The sequence below is a fragment of the Ignavibacteriota bacterium genome (assembly GCA_016212665.1).
Taxonomy (GTDB): Bacteria; Bacteroidota; Ignavibacteria; order UBA10030; family SZUA-254; genus FW602-bin19.
On record JACREZ010000026.1, the window covers coordinates 32,379 to 51,595 of the forward strand.

Annotated in this window: 15 protein-coding genes; 13 read left to right on the forward strand and 2 right to left on the reverse strand. The window is 42.7% G+C overall.

The genetic code is table 11. The annotated features are described in order from the left end of the window. The first annotated feature begins 345 nt into the window (after window positions 1–345). The 4 genes from HY960_09225 (at window position 346) to HY960_09240 (ending at window position 4,221) form a co-directional block, all read left to right on the forward strand. On the forward strand, window positions 346–1,245 hold the full coding sequence (locus tag HY960_09225) for a hypothetical protein (GenBank protein ID MBI5215923.1): 900 nt from the start codon (window positions 346–348) through the stop codon (window positions 1,243–1,245). A gap of 167 nt (window positions 1,246–1,412) precedes the next feature. Continuing rightward, on the forward strand, window positions 1,413–2,417 hold the full coding sequence (gene dctP / locus HY960_09230; GenBank protein ID MBI5215924.1) for a TRAP transporter substrate-binding protein DctP: 1,005 nt from the start codon (window positions 1,413–1,415) through the stop codon (window positions 2,415–2,417). Continuing rightward, window positions 2,414–2,941 carry a TRAP transporter small permease gene (locus HY960_09235; GenBank protein ID MBI5215925.1) on the forward strand — a complete coding sequence of 176 codons (528 nt, stop codon included), beginning with the start codon at window positions 2,414–2,416 and terminating at the stop codon, window positions 2,939–2,941. The genes dctP and HY960_09235 overlap by 4 nt, the downstream gene beginning before the upstream one ends. Then, a complete protein-coding gene (locus HY960_09240; GenBank protein ID MBI5215926.1) occupies window positions 2,941–4,221 on the forward strand; it encodes a TRAP transporter large permease subunit in 1,281 nt (426 codons plus the stop codon). Before HY960_09235 ends, HY960_09240 begins: the two co-directional genes overlap by 1 nt. Before the next feature lie 107 nt (window positions 4,222–4,328). Here the strand turns inward: HY960_09240 and HY960_09245 are convergent, their stop codons facing one another. Continuing rightward, the gene (locus HY960_09245) at window positions 4,329–4,949 is read right to left on the reverse strand and encodes a hypothetical protein (protein ID MBI5215927.1); all 621 of its coding nucleotides are present in this window, start codon (window positions 4,947–4,949) and stop codon (window positions 4,329–4,331) included. Window positions 4,950–5,062: 113 nt separating this feature from the next. Then, complete coding sequence (locus HY960_09250; GenBank protein ID MBI5215928.1) at window positions 5,063–6,838, reverse strand: family 10 glycosylhydrolase; 1,776 nt, start codon at window positions 6,836–6,838, stop codon at window positions 5,063–5,065. Window positions 6,839–7,103: 265 nt separating this feature from the next. On the opposite strand from HY960_09250, the gene secD reads away from it, so the two are divergent. The 9 genes from secD to HY960_09295 all read left to right on the forward strand — a co-directional run bounded on the left by secD (window position 7,104) and on the right by HY960_09295 (window position 18,960). Then, window positions 7,104–9,044, forward strand: a complete 1,941-nt coding sequence (gene secD, locus HY960_09255) for a protein translocase subunit SecD (GenBank protein MBI5215929.1) — start codon at window positions 7,104–7,106, stop codon at window positions 9,042–9,044. 21 nt (window positions 9,045–9,065) lie between these two features. Next, window positions 9,066–10,028 carry a protein translocase subunit SecF gene (gene secF, locus HY960_09260; protein ID MBI5215930.1) on the forward strand — a complete coding sequence of 321 codons (963 nt, stop codon included), beginning with the start codon at window positions 9,066–9,068 and terminating at the stop codon, window positions 10,026–10,028. Next, complete coding sequence (locus tag HY960_09265) at window positions 10,009–10,350, forward strand: STAS domain-containing protein (protein MBI5215931.1); 342 nt, start codon at window positions 10,009–10,011, stop codon at window positions 10,348–10,350. The genes secF and HY960_09265 overlap by 20 nt, the downstream gene beginning before the upstream one ends. Before the next feature lie 204 nt (window positions 10,351–10,554). Beyond that, window positions 10,555–11,829, forward strand: coding sequence for an adenylosuccinate synthase (locus HY960_09270; GenBank protein MBI5215932.1), 1,275 nt, complete (start codon window positions 10,555–10,557; stop codon window positions 11,827–11,829). A gap of 85 nt (window positions 11,830–11,914) precedes the next feature. Next, entirely contained in the window at window positions 11,915–13,126 is a 1,212-nt protein-coding gene (locus tag HY960_09275) for a HAMP domain-containing histidine kinase (GenBank protein MBI5215933.1), read from the forward strand. Between the two features lie 90 nt (window positions 13,127–13,216). Next, on the forward strand, window positions 13,217–13,423 hold the full coding sequence (locus HY960_09280) for a CPXCG motif-containing cysteine-rich protein (protein MBI5215934.1): 207 nt from the start codon (window positions 13,217–13,219) through the stop codon (window positions 13,421–13,423). Between the two features lie 235 nt (window positions 13,424–13,658). After that, complete coding sequence (locus HY960_09285; GenBank protein MBI5215935.1) at window positions 13,659–14,192, forward strand: RNA polymerase sigma factor; 534 nt, start codon at window positions 13,659–13,661, stop codon at window positions 14,190–14,192. Next, window positions 14,189–16,756 (forward strand): von Willebrand factor type A domain-containing protein, encoded by a 2,568-nt coding sequence (locus tag HY960_09290; GenBank protein ID MBI5215936.1) that lies wholly within the window; start codon window positions 14,189–14,191, stop codon window positions 16,754–16,756. Before HY960_09285 ends, HY960_09290 begins: the two co-directional genes overlap by 4 nt. Before the next feature lie 137 nt (window positions 16,757–16,893). Further along, complete coding sequence (locus HY960_09295; GenBank protein ID MBI5215937.1) at window positions 16,894–18,960, forward strand: peptidase M49; 2,067 nt, start codon at window positions 16,894–16,896, stop codon at window positions 18,958–18,960. The last annotated feature ends 257 nt before the right edge of the window (window positions 18,961–19,217 follow it).

The following is a 19,217-nucleotide window of genomic DNA, read 5'->3' on the forward strand; positions in this document are numbered from 1 at the left end:
GCTCTTGTTTAGTTTTTCTCACAATCGTTGTTTAACTGAATGAAATGTAGCAGACTTTCAAACCAAATACAAAAGCGCGAACTGTCCACAACCATTCTTTTTTATTTGATGAAGCCATAACGTAGAAGTATTGAAAAGAAAATTGTCATCAAACAATCTATTGAGTCGAATCAAAAAATATTCAATGAGCCAGAAAACATCTGCTTTCAAATCGCTTTCTCAGTAAATACCCTTTTTAGGTGAAACTCACCCAATTATTTTCTCAAGGAGCAGTCGCTCAACTACTCATCATCCCCAATACTCCAATTTTTTTCTTATATTCGTTCCGCTTTTTAATCAGACGGAATGAAATACACTTACTATATATTACTTCTCTCCCTTCTCTTTGTTGGATGTATTCAACAAATTGCCATCAGTTCTATTGGTGGTATCATGGATAACGGTTTTGAAGTGCTGAACCGTGAAGAAGATTTAGATATTGCAGAGAAGAGCGTCGCCTCCAATCTCAAACTTCTCGAAGCGGTGATGGAAAGCGACAAAGAGAACGAGCATTTTCAACTCCTTGCTTCGATGGGATATTCGAGTTATGCACTTGCATTTGCAGAAGATGCAACTCCTGAGAGGGCAAAGATGTTCTACCTGCGTGGCAGAGATTACGGCTTAAAGATTTTAAATCAAAATAAAACATTTGCAAACGCTTTGGATAAAGACATCACGGAATTTACATCCGCATTGAATACGTTCTCGAAGGATGATGTTCCTGCTCTGTTTTGGACGGCAATCGGTTGGGGCGGATATATTTACCTCAGTCTCACTGACCCGGAAGCAATTGTCGACGTTCCGAAAGTAGAAGCGATGATGAAGTTTGTTGCAGAGAAACAACCCGATTTTTATCAAGGCGGAGCGTATTTCTTTCTCGGCACATTGTACGGCTCAACACCGGCGGCACTTGGCGGAAAACCCGAACGTTCAAAAGCACAGTTTGACGAAGCATTGAAAATCAACAACGGCAAGTTCCTGATGACGTATGTCTATATGGCAAAAACGTATGCTGTGCAATCGCAGAACAAAGAATTGTTTGAACAATGTTTGAATACAGTTGATACAACCTCGCTCGATGTTTTGCCTGCGCTCCGTCTTCCGAATTCAGTTGCCAAGAAGAAAGCGCAACTGCTGAGAGAACGGATGGATGAATTCTTTCTTGATGAAACAATTGAAGAGGAAGAAGAAACTCCGAACGAATAATTACTGTTAGCATCACCATGAATGGTGACGCTAACGTTCTCAAAACCGCTGAAGCGGTTTCGGTTACTAAACTGATTTATTACCCACAACTGAAGTTGTGGGTTCAATAAAATAATAATAATTGAAATCGTTTTAACGATTTCCAAGTTTAAAACATAGATCATTACATGACAAAACTCATTCTCACAATTCTATTAATAACCTCCACCCTTTTCAGCCAACAATACACCATTAAGTTTGCCACGGTAGCGCCGGAAGGAAGCACATGGATAAACATCATGAAAGAATATGACGCGGCAGTTCGGAAAGAAAGCGGCGGGAAAATGGGCTTTAAAATTTTTGCAGGCGGCGTGCAAGGAGATGAGCGGGATGTTCTGAGAAAAGTAAAATTGGGACAACTCCACTCAACCGGAATTACCGGAAACGGGATTACAACGATTGCACAAAAGGCACGCATTCTTGATACGCCGTTCCTGTTCAAATCAACGGCAGAAGTTGACCACGTGTTGAAAACATTCGATACGGATTTCAATAAAGCATTTAACGATGGCGGTTACGTGTTGCTCGGTTGGGCAGAAGTTGGATTTGTCAACATCTACACGAACACACCCGTTTCCAAACCGGAAGAAATGAAAGGCGTAAAAATGTGGATGTGGGAAGGCGACCCGGTTGCCGAAGCGACATTCAAGGCGTTGAACATCAACCCGATTCCGCTTTCACTCACCGATGTGATGACTTCACTGCAAACAAAAATGATTGACGGCGTTTATTCTTCGCCGCTCGGTTTGGTTGCTCTTCAATGGTTCACACGGGTGAAATACATGTTCAATCTTCCGCTTGCCGATGCTTCCGGCGCAGTTGTTATTTCAAAGAAAAAATTCGATGGACTTCCTGCTGACATGCAAGAGATTCTTCTTCGGAACGGCAAGAAGTACATGACAAAACTGACTGAAGCGAGTCGGAAAGAAAACGCTAAATCAATCGAGACCATGAAAAAGCAAGGAATTAAAATCATCGAGCCGCCATCGAAAGATGTTATTTCCATGTATGACGAAATCGGAAAAAAAGCACGCCGAATGTTGGTTGGCAAATTGTATGACGAGGGTTTTATGAATAGAGTCGAACAGACTGTTTCCGAATTCAGAAAAGCGAATAACAAAACTTCTCAATGAAGTTTCTCCAATCACTAAGCAAGACTCTTGGTCTTGTTGAGAAAGTTCTTATCATCGTACTCTTGAGTACGATGGTTTTGCTTTCATTCACGCAAGTTGTTCTCCGAAATATTTTTTCGACCGGCTTTTTGTGGGCTGACCCGTTGTTGCGCCATGCAGTTTTGTGGATTGGATTTATTGGCGCTTCCATTGCTGCAGAACAAGAAAAACACATCAGCATTGACCTTGTCACTCGTTTCACTTCGGCTCGTGTTGCAAGCTACATCAAAATTCTAACAAGCTTTTTCCCCGTTATCGTTTGTGCAATTTTAGCAGATGCCGGTTGGACATTTCTGATCAGCGAACAAGAATCAAATTCACCTCTCTTTTCGATTGGTGAAACAGAGTACCCCGCGTGGTGGTTTCAAACTGTCATTCCATTTGGGTTTGGATTGATTTCATTTCGTTTTCTTTTGAAAACTATTGAACATGCAATCACTGCGTTCAAACCGCAACAAACAGAACCAACAAAGTCTCACGCCTGATGAATACATTTCTCCTCGTTCTGATTTTGATTGCGATAGCGTTACTCGGCGCGCCGCTGTTTTCGCTCATCGGCTCGATTGCGTTGCTTGCCTTTCAAGGAGAAGGGATTGACCTCTCTGCTGTTATCGTCGAGTTGTATCGAATCGCAAGCGCGCCAACGCTGATGGCTATTCCTCTCTTCACGTTTGCGGGATATATTCTTGCTGAAAGCAAAGCGCCGCAACGACTCGTGGCTCTTTCACAGGCGTTCTTCGGTTGGATTCCCGGAGGACTCGCAATTGTCGCCCTTGTCTCATGCGCAATCTTCACCGCATTCACCGGCGCATCGGGCGTAACGATTGTTGCGCTGGGCGGTTTGTTGTACCCGATTTTATTGAAAGAACATTACTCGGAAAATTTTTCTCTTGGCATTCTCACAACTTCAGGAAGTTTGGGGTTACTTTTCCCTCCAAGTCTCCCTATCATTTTGTATGGATTGATTTCCGAGATAAGCATTGATAAACTTTTCGTCGCGGGACTTCTTCCCGGATTGTTGCTCGTTGCAATCCTTTCATTATATAGTATCCGGCAAAGTTCTAAAGCGCATGTTATAAAAATTCCGTTTGAGTGGAAAAATGTCAGAAGTTCCGTACGAGAAGCAATTTGGGAAATTCCACTTCCATTTTTCATCATCGGCGGCATTTACGCGGGATGGTTCACTGCAACTGAGGCGGCAACAATTACTGCTTTTTATGTTCTCGTGGTTGAAGTGTTTATCTATAAAGATTTGAATCTTTTCCGCGATGTTCCACGGGTGATGCAGGAAAGCATGGTGTTGGTGGGAGCGATTCTTATCATTCTCGGCTGTGCGATGGGATTGACAAATTATTTGATTGACCAGGAGGTGCCGATGAAATTGTTCGAGTGGATTCGTTCCTTCATCAGCAGTAAAGCAGTATTCTTAATTTTGTTGAATATCTTCCTGATCATTGTTGGTATGATGATGGATATTTTTTCTGCCATCATTGTCGTCGTCCCGCTCATCATCCCGATTGCCACTGCGTACGAAGTGGACCCCGTTCACCTCGGAATAATCTTTCTCGCCAATTTGGAAATCGGGTATTTAACACCGCCTGTCGGATTGAATTTATTTATTTCAAGTTTTCGGTTTGAAAAACCGATAACGACAGTTGTAAAATCTGTCCTTCCCTTTATCGGAATTCTTCTCGCCGCGTTGGTGATAATTACCTATGTCCCTGAGTTGAGTTTGTGGCTCGTCGAAGCGTTGAATATCCAATAATGTTCAGTATGTAACCACAAAGTTCACAAAGGATATTCACAACGAACACGAAGTTAAAAATGTCCCGGTGAATTTATTTCAAATAATTCGTGCCCTTCAAAAAAAAATTATTTCTTCAGTAATTCGTTCGTCTTTTTCAACAATCCCTTTCGCGAAACCGCCTGCCCGATTGCCCAAACAGTTCGCTCAAGTTTTTGCGCTAACTCCTTATGAGAAAGAGTAAGATAGTTCGTGTTCAAGAACGTTAGTTCTTCTTCTGTCCACGGGCGTTTGGGAACCGGTTTGGTCAAGCCGAGTCGTTTTGCTTTCGAGCGAATTGCAAATGTGTCTCGTCGTAGCAAATCGGAAAGTTCGTTTGAACTTTTCTTGTGATACCATTTTTTCAAAAATTGAATTTGGTCAGATGACCAAAACCGATTTGTCAGAATACCTAACTTCGAAGCGCGCCCGGCAACTGCGGCTTCGGTCCGGTTTATTTCTTTTGCAATTTCAGCGTAACTTTTCTTTCCGTACTGAGCGCTGAGATAATTGTCTTCCATGCTCGTCCACGGACGAAGTTCCTTCGTCAATCCGAGTTGACGTGCGCGTGTACTCACACCCACTATTGTGCGTCCTAATTTACGAGCAATTGTATCGCGCGAATTCGCCGGATACATTTCTTTCAGTATCCGTTCTTCTTCATTACTCCATGGGCGATGGTGTCGTTTGAGATGATTTTTTTCTTTCATGGCATCAAATAAAACATAATTAAAAACATTTGTTCGATACCCTAGTTGAATTCTCCACGTGACAAATATAATACAATTGCAACTAAATGCAATGGGTAAGTCAAATATTTTTTTTACTGCAACAAAATCTGTTGTTGCGCTGTGAAATTCAATGATTCTACTTTGAAAAGATACTCCCGCTTTCCAAAACCGGCAACATCAATAGTCAACAGATTTCTACCACCCGTCACTTCCTTTTCAATCGTTGCTATCTGACTGTTTGAGGATATTTCAACAATGGAAATTTTCAATGTCGCTTTTTCGGTCAATTGCAACGGTAACGTTACTGTTTCAAAATCTTCATTATATATCAACCTATGGAGTTTAGGTTGATACTGAAAACGGTTGAGTATTGCCAACACCTCCGGCACTTGCATGATGCCTTCCTGTACCGGATGGCTTTCATTATTTCCGTAATCGAGCGAAGAAACTGCATAGTGAAAATGTGCGCTGGAATTCGGTAATGTATCAGTAAATGATGTAATATTTGATTGAACAATGCGATACAAAAGATTGGCATCAGAAATGTCCACGGGAAAAACTTTCGACCGATAGATGTTGTAGAACTTCACTGTGTCTTCGCTTTCTTTGGCAAGAGGCGAAGTCCAACTCACCGTAGCAATATTCTGTTTTCTCTCTACATTCAATGCAAGTGGCGGCGAGGGTGGAACGGAATCTTTCCATTTCATCGGCGGAATGTTTGCAAGTGTTGTATATACATCTGTCGAATCAATCACACGTCGAATGTGTTCATACCGGAAGAATGCATGACCATCCGTTTCAATATCTCTCGATGTATCAATAATAGTTGGAAGTTGTGAGAAGACATCATCTTTGTACGCGGCGATGCCAACGATAATCTGACGGTCGTTTGAACCATCAACCCAATCTTCTGTAATCATTGCAAAGTCAGGTCCCTTCGATGTATCCTTCAACGACCAATAAACCTGAGGAGCGATGTAATCAAGTTTTCCTTCACGCAACCATCCTTTGGCGTCCTGAAAAACATCGTCAAATCCTTTCATTCCATTTTTATAAACATCAGCATTGTAAATGCCAATCGGTGTCGCCCCGACTTTCAACATCGGCTTGATTAACATTGCTGAATCATAAAAGTCTCTCACAAATTTGTTGATGTTCTCCCGTCGCCATTCTGCTTTGGGTTGATTCCCTCCATACTTTTTCCAAGTAGCATCATCGGGGATTCCGTTTTGCGGGTATCTCATAAAATCAAATTGAAAGCCATCAATGTTGTAGCGACGAACAATATCCATAGCAACATGAGAAATATATTTTCTTGCTTCAGGAATTCCGGGGTCGAGCCACCACTCCCCTTTTACCAACTGAAGCCATTCCGGATGCGCTAAAATTAAATGCCTCGGTTTTGATTCGGTCGGCTTTTCTTTTCCGCTTTTTGTGAGAAATGTATTGAACCATGCATGAACTTCAACTCCGCGCTTGTGTGATTCTTCAACCACAAATTGAAGCGGGTCCCAACCCGGGTCTTTTCCTAATTCACCTGTCAGTAAATGAGACCATGGTTCTAAGTCTGACTTGTACATCGCGTCTGCTCTCCCACGAACCTGAAAATACATTGTGTTGAATTTTGCCTTGGCGGCTTTTTCAATCATTTCTGATAAAAGACGCTTCTGTTCATCCGCTTTCTTAATTTTTGATGGGGGCCAATCAAGCCCTAAAACTGTGGTTAACCAAATTGCTCTCACTTCTGTTTTGGGAATTGCCTGAGTTTGTGCCTGACTTGAAACGGTGTTTCGTATCAGAATCAAACAAGAAAAAAGAACAAATAGGAAAAAGAAACTGCTTTTGGAAAAATTATTTGATGTCGTCATAGTATAATTTCGGTCAATATAGAGCGTTGTGAAGAAAGAAACAAGCCGTTCTCAATTTTACCATTGCTGGCTAATTGATTTTCTGGAAAAATTCCGTATATTTTGACCCTTGAAATTAAATAACAACTGAGCCACATCAAAAAAGCGCTTTTACTACCTCGAACAAGTGAATAATAATTTATTACATAAACAAAATGACCTTGTTCTGCTTTTTGTGTTCGGCTCACAACTCATAACACTGTTGTAGGAGTATCAAGAATCTCACGTGAAGAAGAATCGCGGTAAAATATTAATATTTCTCCTCTTTACAGGTTTGTCCCTGTATTTTCTCTATCCAACGTACAAAGACTATTCGTTCACAAAAGAACTGCGCAGTCTTGTCGGTGATGATAGTTTGAAATATGTTGAACAAAACGAAGAGGCGATGAGAGTAGCGCGCTTAAAGCGCGTCAAATTAGGATTAGACCTTCAAGGCGGAATGCGAGTCGTTCTTGAAGTAAACGTCCTCAAATATTTGGAGGACATTGCCAAGAATAAAGACGAGCAATTTATGAACGTCATCAATGAAGTTCGTGCAGAGTCACAAACTTCAGAAGAGGAAGTGGTAGATTTGCTTGGTCGGAAGTTACAGCAAAAGCAACTTCGCGCCGCCCGGTATTATGGTAGCATCCGCGATGAAGACGATGTTATAATCCAAAAATTAAGAGACGAAACAGTAAGCGCTGTTGACCGTGCAATCGAAATCGTCCGTAATCGTATTGACCAATATGGCGTGTCTGAACCATCTATTCAGAAACAAGGCGGGCGAAGAATTATTGTCGAACTTCCCGGCGTCAGCAAAGAAGGCGAAGTGCGGCAGTTATTGCAGGGCACGGCACTTCTTGAGTTCAAGATTCTTTACGACCCGGAAATTATGTCAAAAGTGTATCAGGCGATTGATGCGTCACTTGCAGGCAAACCGATTGACGATTCTTTGAATGTCAACAAGACCGATACATCAACAACGGCCGCGGCAAACGATACAACAGCAAAACCGGTTGATACAACTTCAACAGTTGCTCAAACCGATACGAACAAACCGGCTGATACTTCACTTGCCACACTTGATGACCAAGCAGAAAAAACACCGGAAGAACTGAAGAAAGAACATCCATTCTTCGCGATTGCCAATCCTATGCAACAACCGAATCAAGGTTGGAGCGGTCAGTTGTTTACAATCGAAGAAGACAAAGGAAAAGTGAACCGCATTCTTGAGAAGCCGGAAATAAAACAACTCATTCCTTCAGGAGTCAGTTTTGCATGGTCCGCAAAAAAGTCCTTCACTGCTGAAGGAAAAAATTTCTTCGCGTTATATGCAGTAAAAAAAGAAGCGGAACTCACCGGCGGAGTTATCACAGAAGCACGCGCTACTATTGACCCGAACTTCAACACTCCAATTGTTACGATGGAGATGAACACAGAAGGCGCACGAGAGTGGGCGAGAATTACCGGTTCAAATATCAATAAGCAAATTGCAATTATCTTAGATAACGCCATTTTCTCCGCTCCTGTAGTTCGTGGAAAAATTACCGGTGGTAATTCTCAAATCGAAGGAATGGAAAGCGTTGAAGAAGCGAAGTTGCTTGAAATCGTTCTCAAGGCAGGCGCACTTCCCGCTCCGGTTGACATTATTCAACAAACCTCAGTCGGACCTTCGCTCGGTGAAGACTCTATCAAACAAGGAATTTATTCTTCTTTGATGGCGTTACTCCTTACAATCGTCTTCATGATTTTCTATTACAGAATGGGCGGGACTGTTGCAGATGTTGTTCTTTTTCTCAACATGCTCTTTATGCTTGCAATCCTTGCAGGATTTCAAGGAACATTAACGTTGCCTGGTATTGCAGGTATCATCCTCACAATGGCAGTTGCTGTTGATGCGAACGTCCTTATCTATGAACGTATCCGTGAAGAATCAGCAACCGGGAAAACACTCTCCGCCGCAGTTGATACAGGATACGAGAAAGCATTTACAGCAATTTTCGACTCGAACCTTACTACATTTATTACCGGTGTGATTCTCTATCAATTCGGAAGCGGACCTGTTCAGGGCTTCGCTCTCACGTTGATGATTGGTATCGTCATCAGTATGTTCACCGCTATCGTCGGAACTCGCATTATCTTTAGCATAATGCTCGAACGTGGCAAAGTTATTAATTTTGGTTAATCGAACAGGTAGAAAACATCAATGAGATTTTTTAAAGAAACACATATTGATTTCATGGGGAAGAGACGTACATGGTACATGATTTCTCTCGCTGTGATTATGGTTGGAATGATTTCACTTGCCATCAAAGGAATCGGTTTCGGTATTGACTTCCTCGGAGGAACCGAATTGATTGTTCAGTTTAGCGCCGAGCCTGATGTTAGTCAGATTCGTTCCATGATGGATAACGCCGGATACCGGAACGTTGAAATTAAGACGTACGGTGACCCGCTGAGGATTCTTCTTAGAACAGAATCGCAAGGCGAAGGAACAACCGTTGCAGACCAAATCAAAGCAACACTGCAACAAACTTTTCCAAACATGAACCCGACTGTTCTCGAAGAAACGAAAATCGGTCCGAAAATAGGAGCTGAATTAAGAAAAGACGCATTCTATGCAATCATTTTTTCGTTATTAGCGATTATGATTTACGTCGGTTTCCGGTTCAAGTTTATTTATGGTATTGGCGCAGTCGCGGCATTGTTCCACGACGTGTTGGTAACATTAGGCGTTATTTCAATTATTGACGGAATCACACCATTCACCAATTTTGAAATTGACCAAAACATGATTGCCGCCTTGCTCACACTCGTCGGTCTTTCCGTCAACGATACCGTCGTTATCTTTGATAGAATCAGAGAGAACCAGAAAATATACAAGACTCTCAGTTTGACGGAAGTGATGAACAAGAGTTTGAACCAAACGTTAAGCCGAACGCTTATCACTTCAGGTACAATTTTTATCGTCACGGTGATTCTCTTCCTCTTTGGCGGAGAAGTAAACAGAGGATTTGGATTTGCCCTGACGTTCGGTATTATTACCGGTACATACTCTTCGATTTACATCGCAAGCGCAGTTGTTCTTGATTACTCAAACTGGAGACTCGCGAAAAAAGCAAAACCCGTTATGAAGGGAAAAACAGTGTATGAACCTATCGCTCAGTGAAACCGAAACAGTAACTATCATCAAACTTGAAGGCAGTATCCTCGGCGGACCCGATGCCGCCGCTCTCAAAGATAAAGTTCATGAACTCATCGAGAAGAAATTAAAAAACTTCGTTCTCGACCTGAAAGCAGTGAAAAACATGAACAGTTCGGGGCTTGGAATGTTGATGGCTTCTCATGCAACGATTCGAAATGCAGGCGGGCACTTGAAAATCGCCGGTGCATCGAAGAAAATTGAAAACTTGTTGGTCATAACACGCCTTACCAATGTGTTTGAGTTATTCCCGACAGTAAAAAAAGCCGTCGAAAGTTTTTCCAAGTAAGCAAACAAATGTCTATCTTTCACTCCGATGTGGTACCAACTGCATCGGAGTTTTTTTTGCTTGATGCTTGATTCTGGAGCCTCAATACAGGATATTGTATTTGACTCGATGTTCATTTTCTAACAACAATCATACATCTTAAATCTTTAATCAAGCACCAAGAACTAAACTCATCTATAACGAATAAATCCAAACCGAAAGAATATGTCTGTCAAAGTTATCGTCGGCGCCCAATGGGGCGATGAAGGAAAAGGAAAAATCGTTGACTTGCTCAGCGAAAATATTGATGTTGTAGCACGCTATCAAGGCGGAGCGAACGCAGGACATACAGTTGTCATCGGCGATAAAACTTCAGTTCTTCATCTCATTCCATCCGGAATTTTTCATCCCCATGTTTCCTGTGTGATTGGAAACGGAGTTGTGATTGACCCCGTCGCATTGATAAGCGAAATTGAACAACTCCAATCAGCCGGAATTCAAGTGAGCGGAAGATTATTTATCAGCCATAATGCACACGTCATCATGCCGTATCATAAAATGCTTGATTCGATTCGTGAGCAGTCTGGAAATGCAATCGGAACGACAGGTCGCGGCATCGGTCCCTGCTACATTGATAAGGCGATGCGCGTCGGTATCCGCATCGTTGATTTGTTGAATCGCGATGTGCTTGCTCAAAAACTCAAGCACGCCATCGAAGAAAAAAATCAAATTATTAACAAAGTGTATGGCAAAGCAGAATTCAACATCGAACAAATCACCAACGAGTACCAAGACTTTGATAAAAAAATAGATGAATTTGTCACTGATACTTCCCTGCTTCTAAACAAAGCAATCGGCGAAGGAAAACGGGTACTTGCCGAAGGCGCACAAGGCGCTCTGCTTGATGTTGACCACGGAACGTATCCGTTCGTCACTTCATCGAATCCAACAAGCGGAGGCGCGTGTACGGGACTTGGTATTCCACCAACTTCAATTTCTTCTGTTCTTGGAATTGTGAAAGCATATTCAACACGCGTCGGCAACGGACCTTTTCCAACAGAACTTCTCGATGAAACAGGAAATACGTTACGCAAGATTGGCGGCGAGTATGGCGCAACAACCGGTCGCCCGCGCCGTTGCGGTTGGTTTGATGCCTTCAGTCTGAAATACTCGGTTATGGTCAACGGCATTACCGAAATTGCAATTACAAAATTAGATGTACTTGATTCATTCGACACGCTGAACATCTGCACAGGATATGAACTCAACGGCAAGACATTGAAATCATTCCCGACCGATGTTCAAACATTAGAAAAAGTAAAACCTGTGTATGAATCGTTCGCAGGTTGGAAATCTTCCACTTCCAACATCCGTTCTTTCGATGAACTGCCGGCAAACGCACAAACGTATGTGAACACTCTTGCGAAACTTACGGGAACTCAAATCAGCATGATTTCTGTTGGTGCAAGACGAGACCAAACAATTATTCTCACGAACTGATTCGTTATCGGTTATAAGTGTTTATTGATACCACGAATGACAAATAACATTTTTTAATTTTTCATTTTTAATTTTGAATTGATACGTGGCTATTCCTCGTTCGGCAAATATTAAAATCGGTCTGCTCGTTACCGCTGTAGTGATTGTCCTTGGAACGTTGTACTACACACAGAACATCGTTCAGCAATTGCTGAAGAAGGAACGGGAGATTGCTGGATTGTACGCCCGCTCGCTTGAGTTTATTGCCAACAGCCCGGCAGACCAATCCGACTACGGATTTATTTTTACAGAAGTCATCGGTTCGATTGATTTCCCGATGTTGCTTACCGATTCGCTCAACATTCCGCTCCAACCGTATCATCTCAACTCACGCAACATTGTTTTTCCCGAAAGTGCAACGGAAGAAGAAAAACTTAATCATCTCACAAGTATCATCAAAACGTTGGATGAGCAAAATAAACCCATCACGGTTACGATTCGTTTACCGTTTGGCGACATCGTTCAATATCTTCATTACGGCGAGTCGGAAATTGTCACCAAACTCCGTTTACTTCCGATAATCGAAATGATTGTCGGCGGCGTGTTTATCATCATCGGCTATCTTGGTTTCAGTTATATCAAACGGAGCGAACAGGGAAATATCTGGGTGGGGATGGCGAAAGAAACGGCGCACCAACTCGGAACGCCACTCTCTTCTCTCCTCGGTTGGATTGAGATGATGAAGATTCATGCGGCGAACGATACAAAGCAAGCCGAAGTTGTTGCCGACATGGAAAACGATTTACAGCGGCTTCAAAAAGTCACCGACCGGTTTTCCAAAATCGGTTCGAAGCCGAGTTTCAAAGAAGAAGATTTGCATGAAGTGATTGAGTCCGTCATCAAATATTTTCAAAAGCGACTTCCCTCCCGCTACGGCGAAGGAAAGCATATTGATATTTCCATCGAAACAACCGAACATATTTCCTGCAACATCAACCGAGAATTGTTCGAGTGGGTGATTGAAAATCTTATCAAAAATGCTGTTGATGCAATTGAGGAAAGCAAGGGAAAAGTCACCTTCTCATTGGCAAAGAAAGGTAACTCCATCATCATTGATGCGAAAGATACCGGCAAGGGAATCGAAATGTCGTTGAAGAAAGATATTTTTCGCCCCGGTTACAGTACCAAAAAACGTGGCTGGGGACTCGGACTCTCACTCTCTAAACGCATTATCGAAACATATCACAAAGGAAAACTATTCGTCAAGGAAAGCAAGGTAGGAAAAGGGACGACTTTCCGAATCAAACTCCACTCTTGATTTCGGATTGCGAATTGTCAATTGCGAATTAGTTTGGTAACTTTATATCAGCATTGTTAATTTTTACTTTTAAATTTTTAATTGATTACTATGAAACGCACTCCACACTTTCCCGACACATTGAAATTTTCATGCGAGTTCTGCGGCGAAGAAAACGTTGTCGAGTTTGACCCGACAGCAGGAGCACATCAAACGTTCACAGAAGATTGCGCTGTCTGTTGCCGACCGAATTCGGTTCGTGTGACTGTTAATGAAGTAACTGCTGAACTTCTTGTAGAAACAGAATACGAAGGTTGACACTGAATCTGTTTCGTGTTTCCGGTTTACTGTTTCCGGTTTTCGATTGAAAGATACATTTCTTGTCAAAAGGTTACGGGTTACAGATTTCTGTTTTACCATACTCACCTCTCAATGCTCAGCGCTCACCGCTCTATTTTTTTTCTTATCTTACAAATAAATTGCTGTTGATGTAAACCCTTTCGTCGTGGCTGTCGTCATGTAGATAGAAAGGGCAACAAGCATGGAACTACTTATGAAACAGGAGATACAACATCTTCCTGAACTACTCCGGCAAGCGCAAGCGGGAAACAGTCGGGCGTTCATCCACCTCTGCGAAGAACATACCGGTCATGTGTACGCTGTTTGTTTACGCATGTTGGCAAACGCAGAACTTGCAAAAGCAGTAACTCAGGAAACAATCGTGAAAGCGTGGCAACAGTTGAAAAGCTTTCGGGGCGAAAGTCCGTTCGGCGCATGGATTCACCGGATTGCAATCAACACAACGCTTGATTTTCTTCGTGTCGAAAAACGGCTCGCCGCACGAGTTGTATTCACCGACGAATTCGAACCGTTCGATATGCAGGACTCCGCGTTGCCTGTTGATGTTGCCTTAGATCTGGAAGATGCTATCGCCACTCTTCCACAACAGGCACGCGCTGTTCTCCTGCTTCACGACCATGAAGGATATTCTCATGAAGAAATCGGAACCATGCTTGGCATTGCCTCTGGAACATCCAAAGCACAACTTCACCGAGCAAGAACAATTTTAAAAAAGGTGTTATCATGAACGACAGCCATATCCTCGATTACCTGAACGATTACATTGACGGAACACTTTCTGACAAACAGAAAGAACTCGTCGAGACACACATCCAACTCTGCCCGCATTGCGCGGAAGAACTACGTCAACTTCAACTTGTTATCAAACGAGTACAAACCTTGCCGAGCGCGATTCATCCGCCCGAAAATTTGCTTGAGGGAATTGAATCACGTCTCCACACAACAGAGAACAACCTGCTTGAACTCCGCCACAGAAATAACGGAGTTCATATTCAAAATGAACAGAAGCGATTTTCATTCTCACTTATTTATCGCATCGCGGCGGGATTTATTGTTCTCTTAGCGGCAGGAGTTGTTTGGTATTTGTTGCAGGATTCAAAACCTGAACAGCCACAGCAAACTGAGAATGAGCGCGTTCAACAATCTGAACAGAATATTACTGAATCGAAAAGAGTTCAGACTGAAAATCAAGCCAATGAGCAGAGTGCTTCATCTTCAACGACTGCGGGTGATAGTCAGTCACAACAAAAGAAGAAACTGACTGCCAATGTTTCTGCAGATTCTTCTCTTACAAAGATGATAACTGCTGAACCTAATGACACAGTAAAAACTATTGTGGTCCACCAAGCGGAAACAACAGTGACGCAAACCCAAAAAAGTATAACGGGAAGAATTACAGGTAAAGTTGTTGATGAACAAGGCAATCCTCTGGTAGGCACTACTGTGGTTCTCGTTGGAACTACGCGCGGTGCTGTAACAGATAGTCATGGAAACTATACTATTATTGGAATTCCCAGCGGGACTTATTCTTTAAGGATTTCGAACATCGGCTACGCTTCTCTTGAAATAACGGATGTAAAAGTTGAATCTAATCAATCAATTTCACTTATGACTTCTACACTGCAATCAAGTGCACTTGAAATGAAGGAAGTTACTGTAACAGCAAATCGACCAATCATTAAATCCCAATCCTCATCTTCATATAAATCAGTCACTCGGAAAATGGATAATATCCCAACTGTGGGAGATGCAGGACAACTTCAATCAGGAGTCGTGAAGCAAGGTAACAACCTCTTCCTCCGAAGTGGTCGTTCCAACGAAGGTCAGTATGTGGTTGATGGTGTTCCTGTTGAAGTATTAACGAATTCAGTTCGAAGTGCTGAACAATATGATTTGATAACAGAAAATATTTTCCACAACGCTTTATCGTCACCTCTTTCTACTTTCTCCATTGATGTTGACAACGCATCGTACAGCAACATCCGTCGCTTCCTGAACGATGGACAACTTCCACCGAAGGATGCTGTGCGCATTGAAGAGATGATTAATTATTTCAAGTACGATTATCCACAGCCAAAAGGTTCTCGTCCCTTCTCCATCAATGCGGAAGTGTCGGAGTGTCCTTGGAACAACGACAACAAGTTACTCCTGATTGGCTTGCAGGGAAAAATTATCGAGACGGAAGAATTGCCACCAAGCAATCTCGTCTTCTTAATTGATGTTTCCGGTTCGATGAGTAGTCCCGATAAGTTGCCGTTAGTTCAATCTGCGTTTCGGTTACTTGTCAAACAACTGAGAAAGAACGATAGAGTCTCCATTGTCGTCTATGCAGGAAGTGCGGGATTGGTTCTTCCTTCAACCAAGGGAAACAGAAAAGATGATATTCTTGAAGCGATTGACCGCTTGCATGCAGGTGGTTCAACTGCAGGCGGAGCGGGAATCGCGCTTGCATACAACACTGCATTGGAAAATTATATTGAGGATGGAAACAATCGTGTCATTCTTGCAACCGATGGTGATTTCAATGTCGGAGTTTCGGACGATGCAGAACTTGTTCGCATGATTGAAGAGAAGCGAAACAAGGGCGTGTTTCTTTCCGTGCTTGGCTTTGGTACGGGCAACTTGAAAGATTCAAAAATGGAAAAACTTGCCGACAAAGGAAACGGCAACTACTCGTACATTGATAATATTGATGAAGCAAGAAAAGTGTTTGTCCAGCAGTTGACCGGAACATTATATACCATTGCGAAGGATGTGAAGATTCAAATTGAATTCAATCCTGCAAAAGTGAAATCGTACCGGCTCATCGGTTACGAAAACCGGTTGTTGAGGAAAGAAGATTTCCATGACGACACGAAAGATGCAGGCGAACTTGGTTCAGGGCATACCGTGACGGCACTGTACGAAATCGTTCCCGAAGATGATGAGGATGTTCAGTTGCTCGATGTGGACACATTGCGCTATCAGAAGAATAAAGTCAAAAAGTTTGCTGAAGAGACCAATGAACTGTTGACCATCAAACTGAGATACAAAGAACCTGATGCGTCAGCAAGTCAACTGATGCAATTTCCATTGCGCGATGTAACGCTCGATTTTGATGAGACCTCTGACAACTTCCGGTGGGCGGCGGCAGTTGCAGAGTTCGGAATGTTGCTGAGAAATTCCAAATTCAAAGGTGATGCTTCGTTCCGACACGTCGTCCGTCTTGCAAACGGAGCGAAGGGTGAAGACCTTGAGGGCTACCGTTCTGAATTTATCAAGTTGGTCGAGAAGGCGAGCGAACTGAAGTAAACTTCGTCTGGTTACAGGTTACAGGTTACGCAACAAAAGTAACCCGTAACCTGTAACCTGTAACCTCGTTTTTGTCCTTCCCTTCCTTTTCCGTATTTTTGCACCGCATTTTTACTCACACAAAATTCAACTCAACCATGAATACGAAACTTTTCACCCTTTTTATCATTTTGACTATGGCTCTTCTCGGATGTTCAAAAAAACAAACCACTACCACCAACTCAAACCAACAACAACAAGAGGATACACGCAAATACGCCCTTGAACGTGTAGGACCTGCCCAGGTTGTACAAGTGTATGCGGACGGATTTGAACAACTGACCTCAAAAGAAAAAATCTTCGCGTACTACCTCAGCATGGCAAGCATCGCCGCGCGGGATATTGCAATTGACCAGCACCACCCGAATGGATTGGAAGTCCGGGAATTGTTTGAACAGGTTTATACACACTCTACCGGAATTGATGCGGCACTACTTGGAAAAATCACTACATACCTAAAAATGTTTTGGATTAACAACGGTTCCTATGATAACCTCACTTCGAAGAAATTTGTACCCGAATGTTCGTTCGATGAATTCAAATCTGCTGTGTCAATTGCAGAAAAGAACGGCGCACAATTCGAACTTGGAAATGAAACACTTGAACAAAAATTGGAGCGATTGAAACCAATCATTTTCGATGCAGCGTATCAACCAATGCTCACGAACAAAACTCCCGGCGATGATTGGATAAAAGGAAGCGCCGTTAATTTCTATGGAGATAACTTATCCTACAAAGAAGTCGAACAATGGGCGAAGAAGAACGAGAAACAAGCGCTCAACTCGAAAGTTGTTAAAGAACATGGAAAGATTGTCGAGAAAGTCTGGCGCGCTGGCGGCGATGGGATTGAGCCGGGAATGTACGCGGCAGATTTGAACGCGGCAATTTCATATTTGGAGAAAGCAATTCCATACGCGGCATCGGAACATCAGGCGGGAACCGTGAGCAAGTTGATTACATATTTGAAGACCGGGAATTTGGATGACTTCCGCGAGTTTAATATCCATTGGGTGAAGGATAGTTCGACGGTTGATTTTATTTTTGGATTCATCGAAGTATATCTTGACCCGCGCGGACAAAAGGCAGAGTTTGAAGCGTCCGTATTTTACACCGACCCTGAGCAGACAAAAATGATGCAGAATCTTGCAACGTACGCTCAATACTTTGAAGACAAAGCGCCGTGGAAATCTGAATACAAAAAGAAGATTGATAAATCTCCCATTGCAAACGTCATCAACGTAACGATTGAAACAGGCGGAACCGGACCCGTCTCTCCTATCGGCATCAATCTTCCGAATGAGCAGGCAATTCGCGAACTGTATGGAAGCAAAAGCGTATTGCTTCATAACATTGTTGATGCGTATGATAAATCAAGCGGGAAAGATTTGTTGAAAGAGTTTGCATTCGACCAGCAAGAAATTGAGAACCAGGAAAAATATGGCTCGATTGCCGATAATCTTCACACAGCAATGCACGAAGTGATTGGTCATGGTTCGGGCGCGGTCAGCCCGAAATTACAGGGGAAAGACCCATCGGAATTTCTTCCGGGATATTACAACACGCTTGAAGAAGCCCGTGCCGATTTGGTTGCATTGTGGAATGGCTGGGATGAAAAACTCGTGGAGATAGGAATTGCGAAGGATGCGACTGAAGCGAGAAATATCGGTGAGACGATGTTTCAACAAGCAATTCGTGTCGGACTTACACAACTTCGTCGTATCGGCAACAGTGAGCAACTCGAAGAAGACCACATGAAGGACAGGCAACTCATTGCTCATTACATCATACAAAATTCCGATGCGGTCAACGTCGAAACGAAAGATGGAAAAACATTTTATCATATCGTTGACTACGACAAAGCCCGCGCATCAGCCGGAGAACTTCTTGCAGAACTCATGCGCATCAAAGCAGAAGGAGATTTGAAAGCGGCGAAAGAATTGATTGACAAATATGGATTGAAGGTTGATACAAAACTTCGGGACGAAGTTCAGGAACGTGCGAAGAAACTTGATGCGCCCGCATACACCGGATTTGTCATGCCGAAACTTGAACCGGTGATGAACCCCGAGGCAACCATTGTTGATATTAACGTCACCTACCCACTCGACCTTGCAACACAGATGTTGGAGTATTCTGCATTTACAAAAATGATAAAAAGAAGATAAACAACTATTGCCTCAGCGTGAAAACTTCGAATTATCTCTACAGTAATTTTTAGCAACATTGATAGCACCAACTCCTCAAACCATGATGGTAGCCTCGTTGTCGGTGGTGTGATTTTCCAACTTATTGATATTATGTTTCATTCCTACGATTTATTTTTACTTCCAGAAGGATATCGGAAACTGATTGCAACGCTACGATAATTACGACAACAATAAAAGCAGAGAGTTTGAACTGTTTTCATATTTGATTTATTTGA